Raw genomic sequence first — 17,094 nt, 5'->3', positions numbered from 1 at the left:
AGAGCGCGCAGCACGCTGCGGCCGGATGTGTACAGAATGTGTACAGGACGCCAGCGGCCCCCTCGCCCTACCCGGGCGAGGGGGCCGCTGACCTGCACAAACACTGTGGAGCCTAGGAGATTCGAACTCCTGACATCTGCCTTGCAAAGGCAGCGCTCTACCAACTGAGCTAAGGCCCCTCTTCGGCAGACAGCGTACCTGGTTCGGCGGGTGGGGGCCGAACGGGATATGGGGGGCGCCTAGGATGGTTTGCGGGATTCGCATGCGCAAACGCGGGAGTGGACATGGACGGGTCGGCGCAGGACGCGGGGGCCGGGGGGCGGGCGCTGGAGGCCAGGGAGCTGCAGCGCGGGTGGTACGGGGAGCCGCTGGGGGATCTGTTCCGGCGGCTGATCGGCGGGCTGGGGCTCAACCAGGCCCGGCTGGCGGGGGTGCTCGGGCTGTCCGCGCCGATGCTGTCGCAGCTGATGAGCGGGCAGCGGGCGAAGATCGGCAACCCGGCGGTGGTGCAGCGGCTCCAGGCGTTGCAGGAGTTGGCGTGGCAGGTCGCGGAGGGCCGCACCGGGGCGATCGAGGCGGCGGCGCGGATGGACGAGATCCGCGAGTCGGCCGGCTCGTCGGTGCTCGGCAGCACCACGCACTCCGCGACCGGCGAGCTGCCCGCCGCCTCCGCCCGGCAGGTGGTGCGCGGCATGCAGACGGTGCTGCGCTCGGTGGCCGGCGCGGACGAGATCGAGCGCGCGGCACGCTCCCTCGCGCGGGCGCACCCGCAACTGGCAGAGTTCCTCCGTGTGTACGGCGCCGGGCGCACCAGTGACGCGGTCGCGCATTTCGAGGCGCACCAGGACTGACCGGCGACCGGCCGGCGACGGACGGGATACCGTCGGGACACCGTCGGAACGGAACGGCGAAGGGGGCGGGCGGTACACCATGGGAGAGGTCTTCGCGGGCCGGTACGAGCTGGTGGACCCGATCGGGCGCGGCGGCGTGGGCGCCGTGTGGCGCTCCTGGGACCGGCGCCGCCGCCGTTACGTGGCCGCCAAGGTGCTCCAGCAGAGCGACGCGCACGCGCTGCTGCGCTTCGTACGGGAGCAGGCGATGCGGATCGACCACCCGCACGTGCTGGCCCCGGCGAGCTGGGCGGCCGACGACGACAAGGTGCTGTTCACCATGGACCTGGTGCACGGCGGCTCGCTGTCGCACCTGATCGGCGACTACGGGCCGCTGCCGCCCCGCTTCGTGTGCGTGCTGCTCGACCAGCTGCTCGCCGGACTGAGCGCGGTGCACGCCGAGGGCATCATCCACCGCGACATCAAGCCCGCGAACATCCTGCTGGAGGCGACCGGCACCGGCACCCCGCACGTACGGCTGTCCGACTTCGGCATCGCGATGCGCAAGGGCGACGCCCGGCTGACGGAGACCGACTACGTGGTCGGCACCCCCGGCTACTTCGCGCCCGAGCAGATGCTCGGCGCCGAGCCCGACGTGCCGGCCGACCTCTACGCCGTCGGGCTGGTCGCGCTGTACCTGCTCGGCGGCCGGAAGCCGGACGCGCAGGCCATCGCGGAGCGCTACCTGGCGATGGGCATGCCGCCCGCGCCGATCGGGGTGCCGGAGCCGCTGTGGCAGGTGGTCGGCGCGCTGCTGCAACCCGACCCGCACGCCAGGTTCCGTACGGCGACGGGCGCGCGCAAGGCGCTGGCGACCGCCGTCGAGCTGATCCCGGAACCGGCGCCGGGGGAGGAGCCGGTGGAGATCTTCGACCAGATCGGGCCGCTGCCCGACGGCTTCGGCGCCGAGGGTCCGGACGATCCGGCAGGCCCCGCCGGTCCAGCGAGCGCGAACGGCCCCGCGGCGGGCGCACCGTTCCGCGACCCCGGCCTGAACACCGCCTTCCCGCTGCCCCCGCCGCAGGCCCCCGGCGAGCAACCGGTCCGCGCCCAAGGCGGAAGCGGAGGCGGCGGCCGGCACGCCGCCGGCAACGGACCGGAGCGCACCCCGCAGGCACCGTACGAGCTCCAGCCGCAGCACGGATTCCCGCAGCAGGGCGGGTTCCAGGGCCAGGACCCCCGCCAGGCCGGCGGCCCGCCGAACGCGGGAGGGCCGCAACAGGCCCCGGGCCACGCCGACCCCCGCCGGATCCACCCGCCGCAGGACCCGCCCCCGCTGCCCCCGCAGCCGAAGGTCGACCCGACCACGCACACCAGGACCCGCGCGGAAGCGCACGCGGGCGTCCAGGGCCACCCGCAGCCCCACGCCTTGCCCCAGCCCCAACCTCAGCCGAACTCAGGCGAGTTCAGGGTCCCGCAGCCGGCCGCCGCCCACCCGGCGGCGCCCTACGGCACGGCCCCGTCCCCGGCCGGGCGCCCGCACTCCGGCCCGCCCGCCAAGGTCGCGATCACCGTCCTCGTCCTGGCCGTGCTCTGCTTCGCCGTCGGCATCGTGGCCTTCGTAGCGTCCTGACCGGGAGGTCGCCTCCCGACCGGGAGACCCGGAAGCCTCGACTCCCCTCCCGCAGGGGCGACTTCACCACCCCTGCGGCGGCACCGCGTCCACCGTCCGCCGCGACCGCCGCCGCGCCGTCCCGTACCACCCCGCCAGCGTCAGCAGCAGCACCACGCCCGCCCCCATCGCCGCGAAGGCGACGAACCGCAGCCCGGACGTCCCGGACGAGGACGACCCCGAGGCCGACGCCGTGTGCGAGCCGCCGTCCGCCGAGGACACGTCGTGCGCGTCCAGGCCGATGCCCGCCGCGCCCGGGTCCGAGACGTACGCCGGCGCCGGCTGCGCGGTGCCCTTGACGTCGATCCGCAGCGTCACCGGCACCGGGCCGCTGACCGCCTTGGACACGTCCGGGTGGACGGTGACCGCGAAGTAGTACCAGCCGGCCACGCTGGTCATCGTCACCTCCTCGCTGTCGTCCGTGCGGTTGGCGTACGCGACCGGCGCCGTCTGGTAGTCGAGCGAGGCGGCGGAACCGGAGTAGGAGTGGCTGGAGTCGTCGATCAGGGCGCGCACCGGGCTGTAGCAGCCAAGGCGTACGCCGTCGCCGATGTACTGGGTGTCGTCCTTGACCGGGGCGGTGGAGAAGTCGGAGAAGACGGTGGCCTGTTGGCCCCAGTCCACCGGGACCTTGTAGAAGCGGGTCTCGCCGGGCGCCACCCGGTCCTTCCAGATGCCGGTCTTCACCGCGGCGGCCGTCTCGAAACTCGGGCCGCCGTGCGCCTGTTGGGGCGTGCCGGCGATCAGCGGGGTGGGCGAGGCGGAGCCGAAGTCGGGGGCGGGGCGCGGGGATGCGCCCGCCCTGAGCCCGGGCTCGGAGACGAAGCGCAGTTCGAGCGGCCAGATCCCGGGGTCGGACGCGGGGTCGCTGACCCGGGTCACCCGCACGGTGTACGCGTTGGCCTCCTGGCAGGACGAGGCGTCCGGGGCGATCACCCGGGAGACCGCGGTGCCTACCGGGTGCGCGTCCTGGTCGGAGCCGAAGTGCACGCTCTGGCTGTCGCAGTCGGAGCCGTCCGCGCTCTGCAACTTCAGCTCCAGGCCGTCGTTGTAGGCGACCCGCGAGCCCATCGTCGGGGTCGCGAACGCCGAGACGTACGCGGACGACTTGGCGTCGAGCGCCAGCGCGTAGAACTTGGTCTGGCCGGGCCCGATGGTGTCGCGGTACGCGGTGGCCGGCCGCATCCCGGGCGCGTCCGCGGAGTTGGCGGCGCCGGCCAGCAGCTTGCCGGACGGTGCCCAGGTCGGATCGCCCGCCGCGGGGGTGCCGTCGGCCGCGGCCCGGCCCTGGAGGGCGGCGAGCGCCAGCAACGCGGCCGCCGCGGTGATCATCGTGCGCTTCATGCCCCACCCCTGTTCGTACCGTTCATGTCCTGGCCGCCGTTGTGGTCCTGGCCGCCGTTCCGGTCCGGGCCGTTCTGGCCGCTCGGGCCGTTGAGGCCGCCCGGGCCGTTCTGGCCGCTCGGGTCCCACGGGTCGCCGCCGGAACCGGTGTACGCACCGCCGGGGCCGTCGTACGGTTCGGTGCTCGTGTCGCCGGGGCCGCCGTACGGGCTCCCGTACGTCCCGGTCGGGTAGCCCGCGTTGGCCGCCGGGTGAGTCGCCGGGTGAACCGGCCCGGCCGGCCCGCGCGTCCTGGCCCGGTGCACCAGCGCCGCCACGCCCACCCCGGCAGCCGCCACCGCGCCCCCGGTGCCGGCCGCGAGCAGATCCGTACCGGTGATCCCGCCGGAGGCGGAACCCGAGCCGGAGCCGGAGCCAGAACCGGACCCGCCGGACGTCGAACCCCCGCCCCCCGCCTGCTCGTTGACCCCGCCGGACGACGTGCCGCCGCTCCCGCCGTTCTTCGCGAGCGCGGGCGCCTGGTACTGCGGCCCGGCCAGCTCCTGCCCGCTGACGTCGACCCGCAGGATCACCCGCACCGCCGTGTTCTTCGCCAACTTCGCCGCGTTCGGGCCGAGTCCGACCGCGATCCAGTAGTCCCCCGCCTGGTGCACGGCGACCGCCGACCCGGTGTCCACCCAGCGGTTGGTCCACGTGACCGGCACCGTACCGAGCCCGACCGACAGCGGCTCGCCGTAGTACGAACGGCTGTCACGGGCGTCGGACGCGTCCTCGACCGGCAGCCTGCCGGGTGCGTAGGCGGTGGTGTCCACGAAGGTGGACTCGCCGGCGGCGCTCTCGTCGAGCAGCGGCTCGTTGGCGAACTCGGCCGCGTAGGTGAGCTGTTGGCCCCACCCGACGTGCACCTTGTAGTAACGGGTCTGCGCCGGCAGCAGCTTGTCCCGCCAGACCCCGGTGCCCACCCGGGTGGCGTCGTTGAAGCCGGTGCCGCCGGTGAGGTCGTGCGGGGTGCCGGTGACGGGCGCGGGCGCGCTGCCGTAGTCGGTACGGGCGCCGGCCGGCACGGTGCCGGGCGGCAGCGGCGCCTCCTTATCGAAGCGCAGCTCCAGCGGCCAGCGGCCCTGGTCGGAGCCCGCCGCGCTGGTGCGGTGCACCGACAGCAGGTAGCGGCCGGCGGCGTCGCAGGGGCCGTCGTGGGCGTGGCTGGGGATCCGGCTGACCGCGCCGGTGAGCGTGGTGGCGCCCTCGTCCTGGCCGAAGTGCCGGGACTGGGTGTCGCAGGTGCTGCCGCTGCTGCCGCCGCTGCCACCGCTGCCACCGCTTCCGACGGAGGTCAGCGACAGCTCGATGCCGTCGCCGTAGCCCACCGGGACGCCCGGCTGCGGGACAGCCGTCGCCGACAGGTCGGCGGTGCTCGCCGCGTCGAGGGTGCCCGCGTACCAGCGGGTCTCGCCGGGGCCGATGGTGTCCAGGTACTGGTGGCCGGCGCTGATCGCCGCCGCGTGCCCGGCGGACGGGCCGCCGGCGAGCTTGGTGCCCTGCAACAGGTAGGCGTCGGCGCTCAGTTGGGACGCGCGGACCAGCTGCCTGCCGAGCGCGGCGGCGTCCGGTGCGTCGTAGTAGGCGCCGTGCCCGGCGCGGGCCACGCACTCCAGCTCGTCCCTGGCGGCGCCCTTGACCTGGAAGCCGACGGTGTCGATCCGCAGCCCGATGCCGTCACCCGCGAGCTGCGCGGCGACCTGGCAGGGCTTGGGGGTACCGCAGTTGGACTCGCCGTCGGAGATCAGCAGGATGCTGCGCCGGCCGGTGGCGGGCAGGTCGGCGGCGGCCCGCTGGAGCGCGAGCGCGGTGGGGGTGTCGCCCTTGGGCTGTACGGCGGCCACCGCGCGCTTCACCGCGGCGCGGTCGAGGGGGGTGACGGGCTGCACAAGGCCGGTGTCGTCACAGCCGTGCGCCTTGCCGGCGCCGTAGACCCGCAGGCCGGTGGGGTAGCCGTCGGGCAGCGAGTCCACGACGGAGCCGACGGCGGTGCGGGCGGCGGCGATCCGGGTGTGGCCGGAGCCGTCGGGGCCGGCCATCGAGCCGGAGGAGTCGAGCACCATGATCAGGCTGCCGTCGCTGCCGGCGGCGGCGGTCGGCGCGGCGGGTGCCGCGGGTGCGGCCGGGGCCGCGAGGGCGGCGGGCGCGGCCGCCAGGGCCGCCCACATCACCAGCAGCAGCCCGGCTGCGGCGGCGCCAAGAGCCGGGGCGGCGGCCCGTGAGGCGGCCCGTATCGCCGTGCCGGGGCGCCTGGTCACGGCCCTGGTCCGAGCCCTGGTCAGGGCCCTGGCCAAGGCCCGTATCGCCCTGCCCGGCGGCCTCTCCGGCGGTCGTCGTTCCATGGCGTTCCATCCCCCTCGCACCCACACAGCAACGTTTGCTTAAGCAAAGTATTACCTTTGCTCACGCAAACTCAAGGGGCCGCGGTCACGGTCTGGCAACAGCGAAGCCCCGACCGCGCTGTGCGGCCGGGGCCCGGAGACGGCTCGACACCTGCCGGCGTCTCACTGGCGTCTCACACGTTGGCGTCGGCCCCGCCGGAACCGGCCGGTACCGCGTCAGTGGCTTCCGTCCAAAGGTCCTGCTCGGCGCGGTCCGCCTGAATCTGTCGGTACACGAACAGCCCAGCGACGGCGGCCAAAGCGACCAGGAGAATCTTCTTCATCGCGTGGCCTCCTCCTTCTTCCATGGGGACAGCTTCTGACCCGCCCGACTATACACAGCAGCCGATACCGAACGGTTACCTTGCTTGCCGGACAGATTCCGGACAACTGATGTCGCCCGTAGATGTCAACAGCCCCCCACGGTGGCCGTGAGGGGCTGTTTGCGCGAGTGGGGCTACCAGGACTTGAACCTGGGGCCTCTTCCTTATCAGGGAAGCGCTCTAACCGTCTGAGCTATAGCCCCGCGCTGCACCGAAAGATTAGCGCACCCGGGGCCTTGTCCCAAAATCGGTATCCGCGACCTCGATCTGCGGCTACCCGTCGCTACTCGTCCTCCGCCAGCGTCAGCTCGATGCCGCCGACGAAACCGGCCGACAGGTTGTAGATGAAGGCGCCGAGCGTGGCCAGCGCGGTGGCCAGCACCACGTCGATCACGGCGATCACCGAGGTGATCATCAGGACCCGGGACAGGGACAGGAACGACACCAGGTCGAAGCCGCCCTTGCCGCCCTGCTCGGACGTGGTGGCCTCGCTGATGGTCGAGCCGACGGTGCTGAAGACGCCGATCGCGTCGAGCACCATCCACAGCACCGTGACCGCGATGATCGTGCAGATGCCCAGAGCGATGGACAGCAGGAAGCTGACCTTCATCACCGACCACGGGTCGGCCTTGGACACCCGCAGCCGCGCCTTGCGGGTGCGCGGCATGGTGCGGGCGGCCGGACGCGGCCTGCGCACCCCTGCCGCGGCACCGGACGAGGCGGCCCGCGCCGACGGGCCTGCCGTGCCGGTCGCCGCCCCGCCGCCCCCCACCGCGGGCGCGCCCGACGGCGGCGGCGGCGTGTAGGCCGACGGCGGCTGATGTGGCGGCTGACGGGTGTCCGTCACGCTGTATCCCCCCTCTTGAGGACCGTTGAGATGGGACGAGCCATGGGCACCCCCGGTCCTGCCGGGCCCACCTGCGGCGCCCGTGGCTCCACTCACGGTTTACTCCTCCGGTTCACCGGCCGCGGGCTGCTCGCCCTCGGCCACTGCGTCGTGCTCTCCGTCGCCGGCCACCGCGGCCACCACCGGATCGTCCTCCGCCTCAGCATTGCGCGCGATACCTACGACGGCATCCCGCTTGCCGAGATGGATGAGCTGAACGCCCATGGTGTCACGGCCGGTCTCCCTGACCTCGTTGACCCGCGTGCGGATCACTCCGCCGCCAAGGGTGATGGCCAGGATCTCATCGCTCTCCTCGACCACCAGCGCCCCGACCAGCGAGCCCCGGTCCTCCACGATCTTCGCCGCCTTGATGCCGAGGCCACCGCGGCCCTGGACGCGGTACTCGTCCACGGAAGTGCGTTTCGCGTAGCCGCCGTCGGTGGCTGTGAAGACGAACGTACCCGGCCTGACCACATTCATCGAGAGCAACTGGTCACCCGTGCGGAAACTCATACCCTTCACGCCCGAGGTGGCACGGCCCATCGGGCGCAGCGCCTCGTCCGTCGCGGTGAACCTGATGCACTGGGCCTTCCGGCTGACCAGCAGCAGGTCGTCGTCGGCGGAGACCAGCTCGGCGCCGATCAGCTCGTCGAAGCCGCCCTCGACGTCGGCCTCCCGCAGGTTGACGGCGATCACGCCGCCGGCCCGCGGGGAGTCGTAGTCCTTCAGGGCGGTCTTCTTCACCAGGCCGGACTTGGTGGCGAGCACCAGGTACGGCGCCGCCTGGTAGTCCTTGATCGCCAGGATCTGGGCGATCCGCTCGTCCGGCTGGAAGGCCAGCAGGTTGGCGACGTGCTGGCCGCGGGCGTCCCGGCCGGCGTCGGGCAGCTCGTACGCCTTGGCCCGGTAGACCCGGCCCTTGTTGGTGAAGAACAGCAGCCACTGGTGGGTGGTGGTCACGAAGAAGTGGTCGACGATGTCGTCCTGCTTGAGCTTCGTGCCGCGTACGCCCTTGCCGCCGCGCTTCTGCGACCGGTAGTCCTCGGTCTTGGTGCGCTTGACGTAGCCGCCACGGGTGATCGTGACGACGATGTCCTCCTCGGCGATGAGGTCCTCGATGGACATGTCGCCGTCGAAGGGCACCAGCTTGCTGCGCCGGTCGTCGCCGTACTTGTCGACGATCGCCTGCAGCTCCTCGCTGATGATCTGCCGCTGCCGCTCGGGTGAGGCCAGGATCGCGTTGTACTCGTCGATCTTGGCCTGCAGCTCGTCGTGCTCGGCGATGATCTTCTGCCGCTCCAGGGCGGCCAGCCGGCGCAGCTGCATCTCCAGGATCGCGTTCGCCTGGATCTCGTCGATGGTCAGCAGGCCCATCAGGCCGGCCCGCGCGGTCTCGACGGTGTCGCTGCGCCGGATCAGCGCGATGACCTCGTCGATCGCGTCGAGCGCCTTGAGCAGGCCGCGCAGGATGTGCGCCCGCTCCTCGGCCTTGCGCAGCCGGAACCGGGTGCGCCGGACGATGACCTCGACCTGGTGGGTCACCCAGTGCCTGATGAACGCGTCCAGCGACAGGGTGCGCGGCACCCCGTCGACCAGCGCCAGCATGTTCGCGCCGAAGTTGGTCTGCAGGTCGGTGTGCTTGTACAGGTTGTTCAGCACGACCTTGGCGACCGCGTCCCGCTTCAGGACGATGACCAGCCGCTGCCCGGTGCGCGAGGACGTCTCGTCGCGGACGTCGGCGATGCCGCCGACCTTGCCGTCCTTGACCAGGTCGGCGATCTTCTGCGCGAGGTTGTCGGGGTTGGTCTGGTACGGCAGCTCGGTGACGACCAGGCACTGCCGGTTCTGGATCTCCTCGACCTCGACGATCGCCCGCATGGTGATCGAGCCGCGGCCGGTGCGGTACGCGTCCTCGATGCCCCTGCGGCCGACGACCAGCGCGCCGGTCGGGAAGTCCGGGCCCTTGATCCGTTCCATGAGGGCGTCGAGCAGCTCCTCAGGGGTGGCCTCGGGGTTGGCCAGGCACCACTGCGCGCCGTCGGCGACCTCGCGCAGGTTGTGCGGCGGGATGTTCGTCGCCATGCCGACCGCGATGCCCGCCGAGCCGTTGATCAGCAGGTTCGGGAACCGGGCCGGCAGGACCGTCGGCTCCTGGTTGCGGCCGTCGTAGTTGTCCTGGTGGTCGACGGTCTCCTCGTCGATGTCCCGGACCATCTCCATGGACAGCGGCATCATCTTGCACTCGGTGTACCGCATGGCGGCGGCCGGGTCGTTGCCCGGGGAACCGAAGTTGCCGTTGGAGTCCACCAGCGGCATCCGCATCGACCACGGCTGCGCGAGCCGGACCAGCGCGTCGTAGATCGAGGAGTCGCCGTGCGGGTGGTAGGTGCCCATCACGTCGCCGACGACGCGGGCGCACTTGTAGAAGCCCTTCTCCGGCCGGTAGCCGCCGTCGTACATGGCGAACAGCACGCGGCGGTGCACCGGCTTGAGGCCGTCCCGGACGTCGGGCAGCGCGCGCGAGACGATGACGGACATCGCGTAGTCGAGATAGCTGCGCTGCATCTCGGTCTCGAGCCCGACGGGCTCGATCCGCAGGCCGCCGGCCTCGTTGCGCTGGTCCATCTCCGACTCGGGGACGTCGGGGGTGGGGGGAAGGTTGGAATTCTCGTCGGCCATCGCTGTCAGATTGTCCTTTCACACCGCTCACACGGCTGCCGCGGCCGGTCGGGGCCGACTCGGGTTCGGGGTGGGCCGACTCAGATGTCGAGGAAGCGGACGTCCTTGGCGTTGCGCTGGATGAACGAGCGCCGTGCCTCCACGTCCTCGCCCATCAGCACCGAGAACAGGTCGTCGGCCTGCGCCGCGTCGTCCAGAGTGACCTTGCCGAGCACCCGGTGGTCGATGTCCATCGTGGTGACCCGCAGCTCTTCGGCGTTCATCTCGCCGAGGCCCTTGAAGCGCTGGATGGAGTCCTCGCGGATCCGCTTGCCCGCGCTCTTGCCCAGCTCCACCAGCGCGTCCCGCTCGCGGTCGGAGTACGCGTACTCGAAGTCGTCGCGGCCCCACTTGATCTTGTACAGCGGGGGGCGGGACAGGTACACGTGGCCGGCCTCGACCAGCGGGCGCATGAAGCGGAACAGGAACGTCAGCAGCAGGGTGTTGATGTGCTGGCCGTCCACATCGGCGTCCGCCATCAGGATGATCTTGTGATAGCGGAGCTTGGCGATGTCGAAGTCCTCGTGCACACCGGTGCCGAAGGCCGAGATCAGCGCCTGGATCTCGGTGTTCTGCAGGATCTTGTCGATCCGCGACTTCTCGACGTTCAGGATCTTGCCGCGGATCGGCAGGATGGCCTGGTACTGCGGGTTGCGGCCGGACTTCGCGGAGCCGCCGGCCGAGTCGCCCTCGACGATGAAGATCTCGCACTTCGTCGGGTCGTTGGACTGGCAGTCGCTGAGCTTGCCGGGCAGCGAGGCCGACTCCAGCAGCCCCTTGCGGCGGGTCAGGTCCCGCGCCTTGCGGGCCGCGACCCGGGCGGTGGCCGCCTGGATCGACTTGCGGATGATGTCCGCGGCCTCGACGGGGTTGCGGTCCAGCCAGTCGGTCAGGTGCTCGTGCACGACCTTCTGGACGAACGTCTTCGCCTCGGTGTTGCCGAGCTTCGTCTTCGTCTGGCCCTCGAACTGCGGCTCGCCGAGCTTGATCGAGATGATCGCCGTCAGACCCTCGCGGATGTCCTCGCCGGCGAGGTTGTCGTCCTTCTCGCGGAGGAACTTCTTCTCCCGCGCGTAGCGGTTGACCAGGCCGGTCAGCGCCGCGCGGAAGCCCTCCTCGTGAGTGCCGCCCTCGTGGGTGTGGATGGTGTTGGCGAAGCTGTAGACACCCTCGCTGTACTGGTTGTTCCACTGCATCGCGACCTCGATGGACAGCAGCCGCTCCTTGTCCTCCGCCTCGATGTCGATGACGGTGGGGTGGACCAGCTCGCCCTTGCGCGAGTTCAGGTACTTCACGTAGTCGACGAGGCCGCCCTCGTAGTGGTACGTGACGCCGAGCGGCTTGCCCTCCTCGTCCACGTGGTCGGCGCGCTCGTCGGTCAGCGAGATGCGCAGTCCCTTGTTCAGGAACGCCATCTCCTGGAAGCGGCGCGACAGCGTCTCGAACGAGTAGTCCGTGGTCTCGAAGATGTCCGGATCGGCCCAGAAGGTGACGGTGGTGCCGGTCTCGGTCACCGCCTCGTTCTTGGCCAGCGGCGCGGTGGGCACACCCAGCTTGTAGTCCTGTGTCCAGCGGTGGCCCTCGGTGCGGACCTCGACCGCGACGCGCGTCGACAGCGCGTTGACCACGGACACGCCGACGCCGTGCAGGCCGCCGGAGACCGCGTAGCCGCCGCCGCCGAACTTGCCGCCGGCGTGCAGCACGGTCAGCACGACCTCGACGGCCGGCTTGCCCTCGGACGCGACCATGCCGACCGGGATGCCGCGGCCGTTGTCCACCACGCGCACGCCGCCGTCGGGCAGGATCGTGACGTCGATGGTGTCCGCGTGACCGGCCATCGCCTCGTCGACGGAGTTGTCGACCACCTCTTGCACGAGGTGGTGCAGGCCCCGCTCACCGGTCGAACCGATGTACATGCCGGGGCGCTTGCGCACCGCGTCGAGTCCTTCCAGCACGGTGATCGCGCTGGCATCGTAGGACGTGTTGGATTTCTCGTTGGGGTTGCCGGAATCGGCCACGAAGCGCCCTTTCTGGCACAGCACGAGTCGTCCCCCCGCACCGGGGGGGCGACTGCGTTTTCGACAGGTTCCGCTGGGTTACCCCTGTCTGCTGCCAGGGGAGGGCGGTCTGCCTACCAGTCTACCGGTAGCGCGGACGTGAATGGGGCTTTGCCGGTACCTGAGTTCCCATGTGCCGTGCGAAAGGGCTGTCGTCCGACTCCCTACACGCGGACCCGGGGCCGAAACCGCTCACACGGGCGTCCAGGGCTTCGGGTGTCAACCCCCGGCAACGCTCCGGCTACCCTGAGCAGGGAACCGGCCGCCGGGCCGCGGCCGGCCCGCTCACCCGTACGTATCCGCAGGTCTCAGCCGTACGTATCCCCGGGTCCGCGGCTGCCGGGCGCCCGCAGCCTGCCGTAGCTCCTGGGCGGGCCCGCCGGGCCGAGCACCTTGATGAGCTTGACCGTGCCCTGGCCGAGATCGGCGTTCAGCCGGGCGACCAGGGTGGGGGCGAGCAGCCGCAGTTGCGTCGCCCACGCGGTGGAGTCGCACTGCACGGTCAGGACGCGCTCCTCCTCGTCGTAGCGCGCGGGCGCGCAGTGCTGCGCCACCTCCTGGCCGACGAGCTGCGGCCAGCGGCCCATCACCCCGCCGACCGCGGCCGGCGCCTCCCAGCCGCGCTCGGTGATCAGCCGGTTGATGGCCGCGCCCAGCGGCAGCGGGTCGCGGCCGTCGGCGCGGGCGCCGCTGCGCAGCCCGCCGCGGCGGGCCTGCTTCTTCTGCACGGCGGCGGCGCCGCGGGCGCGGGCCTGCTCCTTGGCGGCGCGCAGCGCGACCCGGGCGAGGTCGACGCCGGAGGACTCGGCGCCCGCCGGTTGCGCGGCCGGGGACGGCTGCGGGGGCTGGGCGGGAGTGCCGCGGCCGGGCGGCTGGGTGTCCTGGGGCGGGATCGGCTGGGCCCCGGGCCAGGCGCCGGGGCGGCGGGGCGCGGCGGAGGGCGGGTTCGCCTCCGCGCCGGGGCGGCGGGGTGCGGCGGAGGGCGGGTTCGCCTCCGCGCCGGAGCGCTCGGTCGGGGCCGACCCGCCGCGGCCCGTCCTGCCACTGCCGCCGGAGGCGCCTGCCTGCTTCGTCACAGTCGTTCCACCGTCCCGTTCTGCACCGTGAAGCGGGCGCCGGCCAGGGCGCCCGGCACGTCGTCGTCGACCGCCGCCGTCACCAGCACCTGCTCGCCGGGGGCCACCAGCTCGGCCAGCCGCTCGCGACGGCGGGTGTCCAGCTCGGCGAAGACGTCGTCGAGCACGAGCACCGGCTCGCCGCCGTCGGCGCACAGCAGCTCGTAGGAGGCCAGCCGCAGCGCCAGCGCGTACGACCACGACTCGCCGTGGCTGGCGTAGCCCTTGGCCGGCATCGGCCCGAGCTTGAGCACCAGGTCGTCGCGGTGCGGGCCGACCAGGGTCACCCCGCGCTCGACCTCCTGCCGGCGGTTCTCGCCGAGCGCCGCCAGCAGCCGCCCGAACAGCTCCTCGCGGCTGTCGGCGCCGGCCAGCTGCTCGTCGCCCATCGAACTGCGGTACTCCAGCGCCACCGGGCCGCCGCCGGGCGCCAGCTGCTCGTACGCCTTGTCGGTCAGCGGCTGCAACGCCGCGACCAGGTCGAGCCGCTGCGCGAGCAGCTCCGCGCCGACCCGCGCCAGATGCTGGTCCCACACGTCGAGGGTGGACAGGTCCGCGCCCTTGCCGCCGTGCCTGCGGGCCATCGCGGCCGTCTTCAGCAGCGTGTTGCGCTGCTTGAGCACCCGCTCGTAGTCGGCGCGCACCCCCGCGAGCCGCGGCGCCCGCGCGGTGAGCAGCTCGTCGAGGAACCGGCGCCGCTCGCCCGGGTCGCCCTTGACCAGCGCCAGGTCCTCCGGCGCGAACAGCACGCTGCGCACGATCCCCAGCACGTCACGCGGCCGCACCTGCGAGGAGCGGTTGATCCTGGCCCGGTTGGCCTTGCCCGGGTTGATCTCCAGCTCGACCAGCTGCTGCCGGTCGCCGCCGGTCACCTGGGCGCGCAGCACCGCGCGCTGCGCGCCGACCCGCACCAGCGGCGCGTCCGAGGCCACTCGGTGGCTGCCGAGCGTGGCCAGGTAGCCGACCGCCTCGACCAGGTTGGTCTTGCCCTGGCCGTTAGGCCCCATGAAAGCCGTGACGCCCGGGTCGAGAGGAACCTCGGCCCGGGCGTAGGAGCGGAAGTCGGCGAGCGAAAGGTGGCTTACGTGCATCGCGTGCTGTGGCGCGGGTGCCGCGCCGACCTCCCTGCTGTGACGTGCGGTGCTGCCGGGCCGCCCGGCCGTGGTGCGGCGCGGGCGGCGGCCGGCGGGTCGCGGCGGCTACTCCGCGGCGGTGACGGCGTGGCCGCCGAACTCGTTGCGCAGCGCGGCGATCATCTTCATCTGCGGGGAGTCCTCCTGGCGGGACGAGAACCGGGCGAACAGCGAGGCGGTGATCGCGGGCATCGGCACCGCGTTGTCGATGGCGGCCTCGACCGTCCAGCGGCCCTCACCGGAGTCGTCCGCGTAACCGCGCAGATTGCTCAGGCTCTCGTCCTTGTCCAGCGCGTCCACCGCCAGGTCGAGCAGCCAGGAACGGATCACCGTGCCGGACTTCCAGGAGCGGAACACCTCGCGTACGTCGGTGACCGAGTCCACTGCCTCAAGCAGCTCCCAGCCCTCGGCGTACGCCTGCATCATCGCGTACTCGATGCCGTTGTGGACCATCTTCGCGAAGTGGCCGGCGCCGACCTTGCCCGCGTGCACCGCGCCGGAGTCGCCCTCGGGCTTGAGCGCGTCGAAGATCGGCTGCGCCTTGGCGACGTCCTCGTCGGTGCCGCCGTACATCAGCGCGTAGCCGTTCGCCAGGCCCCACACGCCGCCGGAGACACCGCAGTCGACGAAGCCGATGCCCTTGTCGGCCAGCTCCTTGGCGTGCCGCTCGTCGTCCGTCCAGCGGGAGTTGCCGCCGTCCACCACGACGTCGCCGGGCGACAGCAGCTTGCCCAGCTCGTCGATGGTGGACTGGGTGGCCGCACCGGCGGGCACCATCACCCACACCACTCGCGGGCCCTTGAGCGAGTCCACAAGCTCCTTGAGGCTGTGGACATCGGCGAGATCGGCGTTGCGGTCGTACCCGATGACAGTGTGGCCGCCGCGGCGAATGCGCTCGCGCATGTTGCCGCCCATCTTGCCGAGACCGATGAGACCGAGCTCCATCGCAGATCCTTCGTTCGAAGCGTGACTGACCTGAGAACGAGCCTACGTGGGCCCCTTCGCTCCTGCTCGTATGCCCTGCACTCAGCGCTGGACTCAACCGGCCACGGGCCCGCGAGGGGCGCCAGGCCGGACACGGGAGCCCGGCTGTCGACGGGCGCTCAGCCGGACAGCCGCACCGGCATGATCAGGTACTTGTACGCGTCGTCGGCCTCGGCGTCGACCGCGGGACGGCCGCTGAGCAGCGCGGGCTTGGTGGAGGTGGTGAACGCCAGCTGCGCCACCGGGGAGTCGATCGCGCTCAGCCCGTCGAGCAGGAAGGTCGGGTTGAAGGCGATCGAGATGTCGTCGCCCTCCAGCTTGGCGTCGACCCGCTCCACAGCCTGTGCGTCGTCGCTGGAGCCGGCCTCCAGGGTGAGCACGCCCTGCTCGAAGCTCAGCCGCACCGGGGTGTTGCGCTCGGCCACCAGGGAGACGCGCTTGACCGCCTCGACGAACGGCGGGGTCTCGATCACCGCGATCGAGGCGAACTCGGTCGGGAACAGCGTGCGGTACTTGGGCAGGTCGCCTTCGAGCAGCCGGGTGGTGGTGCGCCGGCCGGCGCCCTCGAAGCCGATCAGGCCCTCGCCCTCGCCGGAGCCGGCCAGCGCGATGGACACGGTGTCGCCGCTGGTCAGCGACTTGGCGGTGTCGAGCAGCGTCTTGGCGGGGACCAGCGCGACGGCGGAGATGTCGGACTGCTCGGGCTTCCACAGGAACTCGCGGACCGCGAAGCGGTAGCGGTCGGTGGCCGCCAGCGTCACGGTGTCGCCCTCGATCTCGAACCGCACACCGGTGAGCACCGGCAGCGTGTCGTCCCGGCCGGCGGCGATGGCCACCTGGGCCGCGGCGGCGGCGAACACCTCGCCGGGCACGGTGCCGGACGCGATCGGCATCGCGGGCAGCGCCGGGTACTCCTCCACAGGCAGTGTGTGCAGGGTGAACCGGGAGCTGCCGCAGACGACGGTGACCCGGACGCCCTCGGTGGAGATCTCCACCGGGCGGTTGGGCAGCGACCGGGAGATGTCGGCGAGCAGCCGGCCGGACACCAGGACGGTGCCCTCCTCGTCGACCTCGGCCTCCACCGAGACCCGCGCCGAGACCTCGTAGTCGAAGCCCGACAGGCTCAGCAGGCCCTCCTCGGCCTTCAGCAGCAGCCCGGCCAGGACGGGCACCGGGGGACGGGCCGGGAGGCTGCGGGCTGCCCAAGCCACCGCCTCGGCAAGTACGTCGCGCTCCACCCGGATCTTCACCGGAACCGCCTCCTGCTTGTTGCTGACTGTCGGGGAACAGTCTGACGCACAGGACTGACAGTCGGTGCGGGTTGTCGTCAAGCCGCGACACGCGTCGCCCGACGAGCCGGGCCGAGTTGTGCACACCCCGTACTTCGAAGCAGTTTCCCCGCTATCTACGTGTAGTCGTAGTAGTAGGGGGTGTGGATACCGTGGATAACCGGTTCCGGTGCAGGTCAGGCCGCGTTTTTTGTCCACCGCGGCTGTGGACGCCGCCCGTGGATAACCAGGGGTCGCTGTGGACGCGGAAAAGTTGTGCACACGCCGCCCACAGGGGGACCCGGGTTACCCCCAGCTCCGTACACAGAAATACCCAGGTTCTC

At 72.0% G+C, this 17,094-nt stretch carries 11 protein-coding genes, 2 tRNA genes and 1 pseudogene; 2 read left to right on the top strand and 12 right to left on the bottom strand.

The annotated features are described in order from the left end of the window. Window positions 1-106: 106 nt before the first annotated feature. Window positions 107-179 (bottom strand) — tRNA-Ala (locus tag ACQPW6_RS19305). Between the two features lie 105 nt (window positions 180-284). Between ACQPW6_RS19305 and ACQPW6_RS19300 the strand changes: the two genes are divergently transcribed. Together ACQPW6_RS19300 and ACQPW6_RS19295 are read left to right on the top strand one after the other, a co-directional pair. Further along, window positions 285-851 carry a DNA-binding protein gene (locus ACQPW6_RS19300; RefSeq protein WP_433890888.1) on the top strand — a complete coding sequence of 189 codons (567 nt, stop codon included), beginning with the start codon at window positions 285-287 and terminating at the stop codon, window positions 849-851. A 79-nt stretch (window positions 852-930) separates the two neighbouring features. Beyond that, complete coding sequence (locus tag ACQPW6_RS19295) at window positions 931-2,463, top strand: serine/threonine protein kinase (protein ID WP_433890887.1); 1,533 nt, start codon at window positions 931-933, stop codon at window positions 2,461-2,463. Window positions 2,464-2,526: 63 nt separating this feature from the next. Here ACQPW6_RS19295 and ACQPW6_RS19290 read toward each other — a convergent pair whose 3' ends face one another. From ACQPW6_RS19290 to dnaN, 11 genes and pseudogenes are all read right to left on the bottom strand, one after another. Then, complete coding sequence (locus ACQPW6_RS19290; RefSeq protein WP_433890886.1) at window positions 2,527-3,846, bottom strand: hypothetical protein; 1,320 nt, start codon at window positions 3,844-3,846, stop codon at window positions 2,527-2,529. Then, window positions 3,843-6,143: a vWA domain-containing protein gene (locus ACQPW6_RS19285; protein ID WP_433890885.1), complete on the bottom strand. Its 2,301-nt coding sequence runs from the start codon at window positions 6,141-6,143 to the stop codon at window positions 3,843-3,845. Before ACQPW6_RS19285 ends, ACQPW6_RS19290 begins: the two co-directional genes overlap by 4 nt. Before the next feature lie 257 nt (window positions 6,144-6,400). Continuing rightward, a complete protein-coding gene (locus tag ACQPW6_RS19280) occupies window positions 6,401-6,550 on the bottom strand; it encodes a DLW-39 family protein (RefSeq protein ID WP_433890884.1) in 150 nt (49 codons plus the stop codon). A 168-nt stretch (window positions 6,551-6,718) separates the two neighbouring features. Next, window positions 6,719-6,792 (bottom strand) — tRNA-Ile (locus ACQPW6_RS19275). 80 nt (window positions 6,793-6,872) lie between these two features. After that, the gene (locus ACQPW6_RS19270; RefSeq protein WP_433890883.1) at window positions 6,873-7,532 is read right to left on the bottom strand and encodes a DUF3566 domain-containing protein; all 660 of its coding nucleotides are present in this window, start codon (window positions 7,530-7,532) and stop codon (window positions 6,873-6,875) included. A 3-nt stretch (window positions 7,533-7,535) separates the two neighbouring features. Further along, window positions 7,536-10,154 (bottom strand): DNA gyrase subunit A, encoded by a 2,619-nt coding sequence (gene gyrA, locus ACQPW6_RS19265; RefSeq protein WP_433890882.1) that lies wholly within the window; start codon window positions 10,152-10,154, stop codon window positions 7,536-7,538. 80 nt (window positions 10,155-10,234) lie between these two features. Further along, window positions 10,235-12,235, bottom strand: a complete 2,001-nt coding sequence (gyrB, locus tag ACQPW6_RS19260) for a DNA topoisomerase (ATP-hydrolyzing) subunit B (RefSeq protein ID WP_433890881.1) — start codon at window positions 12,233-12,235, stop codon at window positions 10,235-10,237. 323 nt (window positions 12,236-12,558) lie between these two features. Further along, on the bottom strand, window positions 12,559-13,143 hold the full coding sequence (locus tag ACQPW6_RS19255) for a DUF721 domain-containing protein (RefSeq protein ID WP_433894589.1): 585 nt from the start codon (window positions 13,141-13,143) through the stop codon (window positions 12,559-12,561). A gap of 179 nt (window positions 13,144-13,322) precedes the next feature. Further along, on the bottom strand, window positions 13,323-14,456 hold the full coding sequence (recF, locus tag ACQPW6_RS19250) for a DNA replication/repair protein RecF (protein ID WP_433890880.1): 1,134 nt from the start codon (window positions 14,454-14,456) through the stop codon (window positions 13,323-13,325). A 108-nt stretch (window positions 14,457-14,564) separates the two neighbouring features. Then, window positions 14,565-15,455: pseudogene (gene gnd / locus ACQPW6_RS19245) on the bottom strand (phosphogluconate dehydrogenase (NAD(+)-dependent, decarboxylating)); the annotation flags it as partial. A gap of 146 nt (window positions 15,456-15,601) precedes the next feature. Beyond that, the gene (gene dnaN / locus ACQPW6_RS19240; protein WP_433890879.1) at window positions 15,602-16,732 is read right to left on the bottom strand and encodes a DNA polymerase III subunit beta; all 1,131 of its coding nucleotides are present in this window, start codon (window positions 16,730-16,732) and stop codon (window positions 15,602-15,604) included. Window positions 16,733-17,094: the final 362 nt, after the last annotated feature.

This window comes from Streptomyces sp. CA-111067 (assembly GCF_050956065.1).
Taxonomy (GTDB): domain Bacteria; phylum Actinomycetota; class Actinomycetes; order Streptomycetales; family Streptomycetaceae; genus Actinacidiphila.
This window is presented reverse-complemented; position numbering and strand designations above follow the sequence as displayed.

What these genes read in the sequence shown, in the direction of transcription:
- ACQPW6_RS19300 (WP_433890888.1), top strand. Translation starts at nt 285, where the DNA reads ATGGACGGGTCGGCGCAGGACGCGGGGGCCGGGGGGCGGGCGCTGGAG.
- ACQPW6_RS19295 (WP_433890887.1), top strand. Translation starts at nt 931, where the DNA reads ATGGGAGAGGTCTTCGCGGGCCGGTACGAGCTGGTGGACCCGATCGGG.
- ACQPW6_RS19290 (WP_433890886.1), bottom strand. Translation starts at nt 3,846, where the DNA reads ATGAAGCGCACGATGATCACCGCGGCGGCCGCGTTGCTGGCGCTCGCC.
- ACQPW6_RS19280 (WP_433890884.1), bottom strand. Translation starts at nt 6,550, where the DNA reads ATGAAGAAGATTCTCCTGGTCGCTTTGGCCGCCGTCGCTGGGCTGTTC.
- gyrA (WP_433890882.1), bottom strand. Translation starts at nt 10,154, where the DNA reads ATGGCCGACGAGAATTCCAACCTTCCCCCCACCCCCGACGTCCCCGAG.
- recF (WP_433890880.1), bottom strand. Translation starts at nt 14,456, where the DNA reads ATGCACGTAAGCCACCTTTCGCTCGCCGACTTCCGCTCCTACGCCCGG.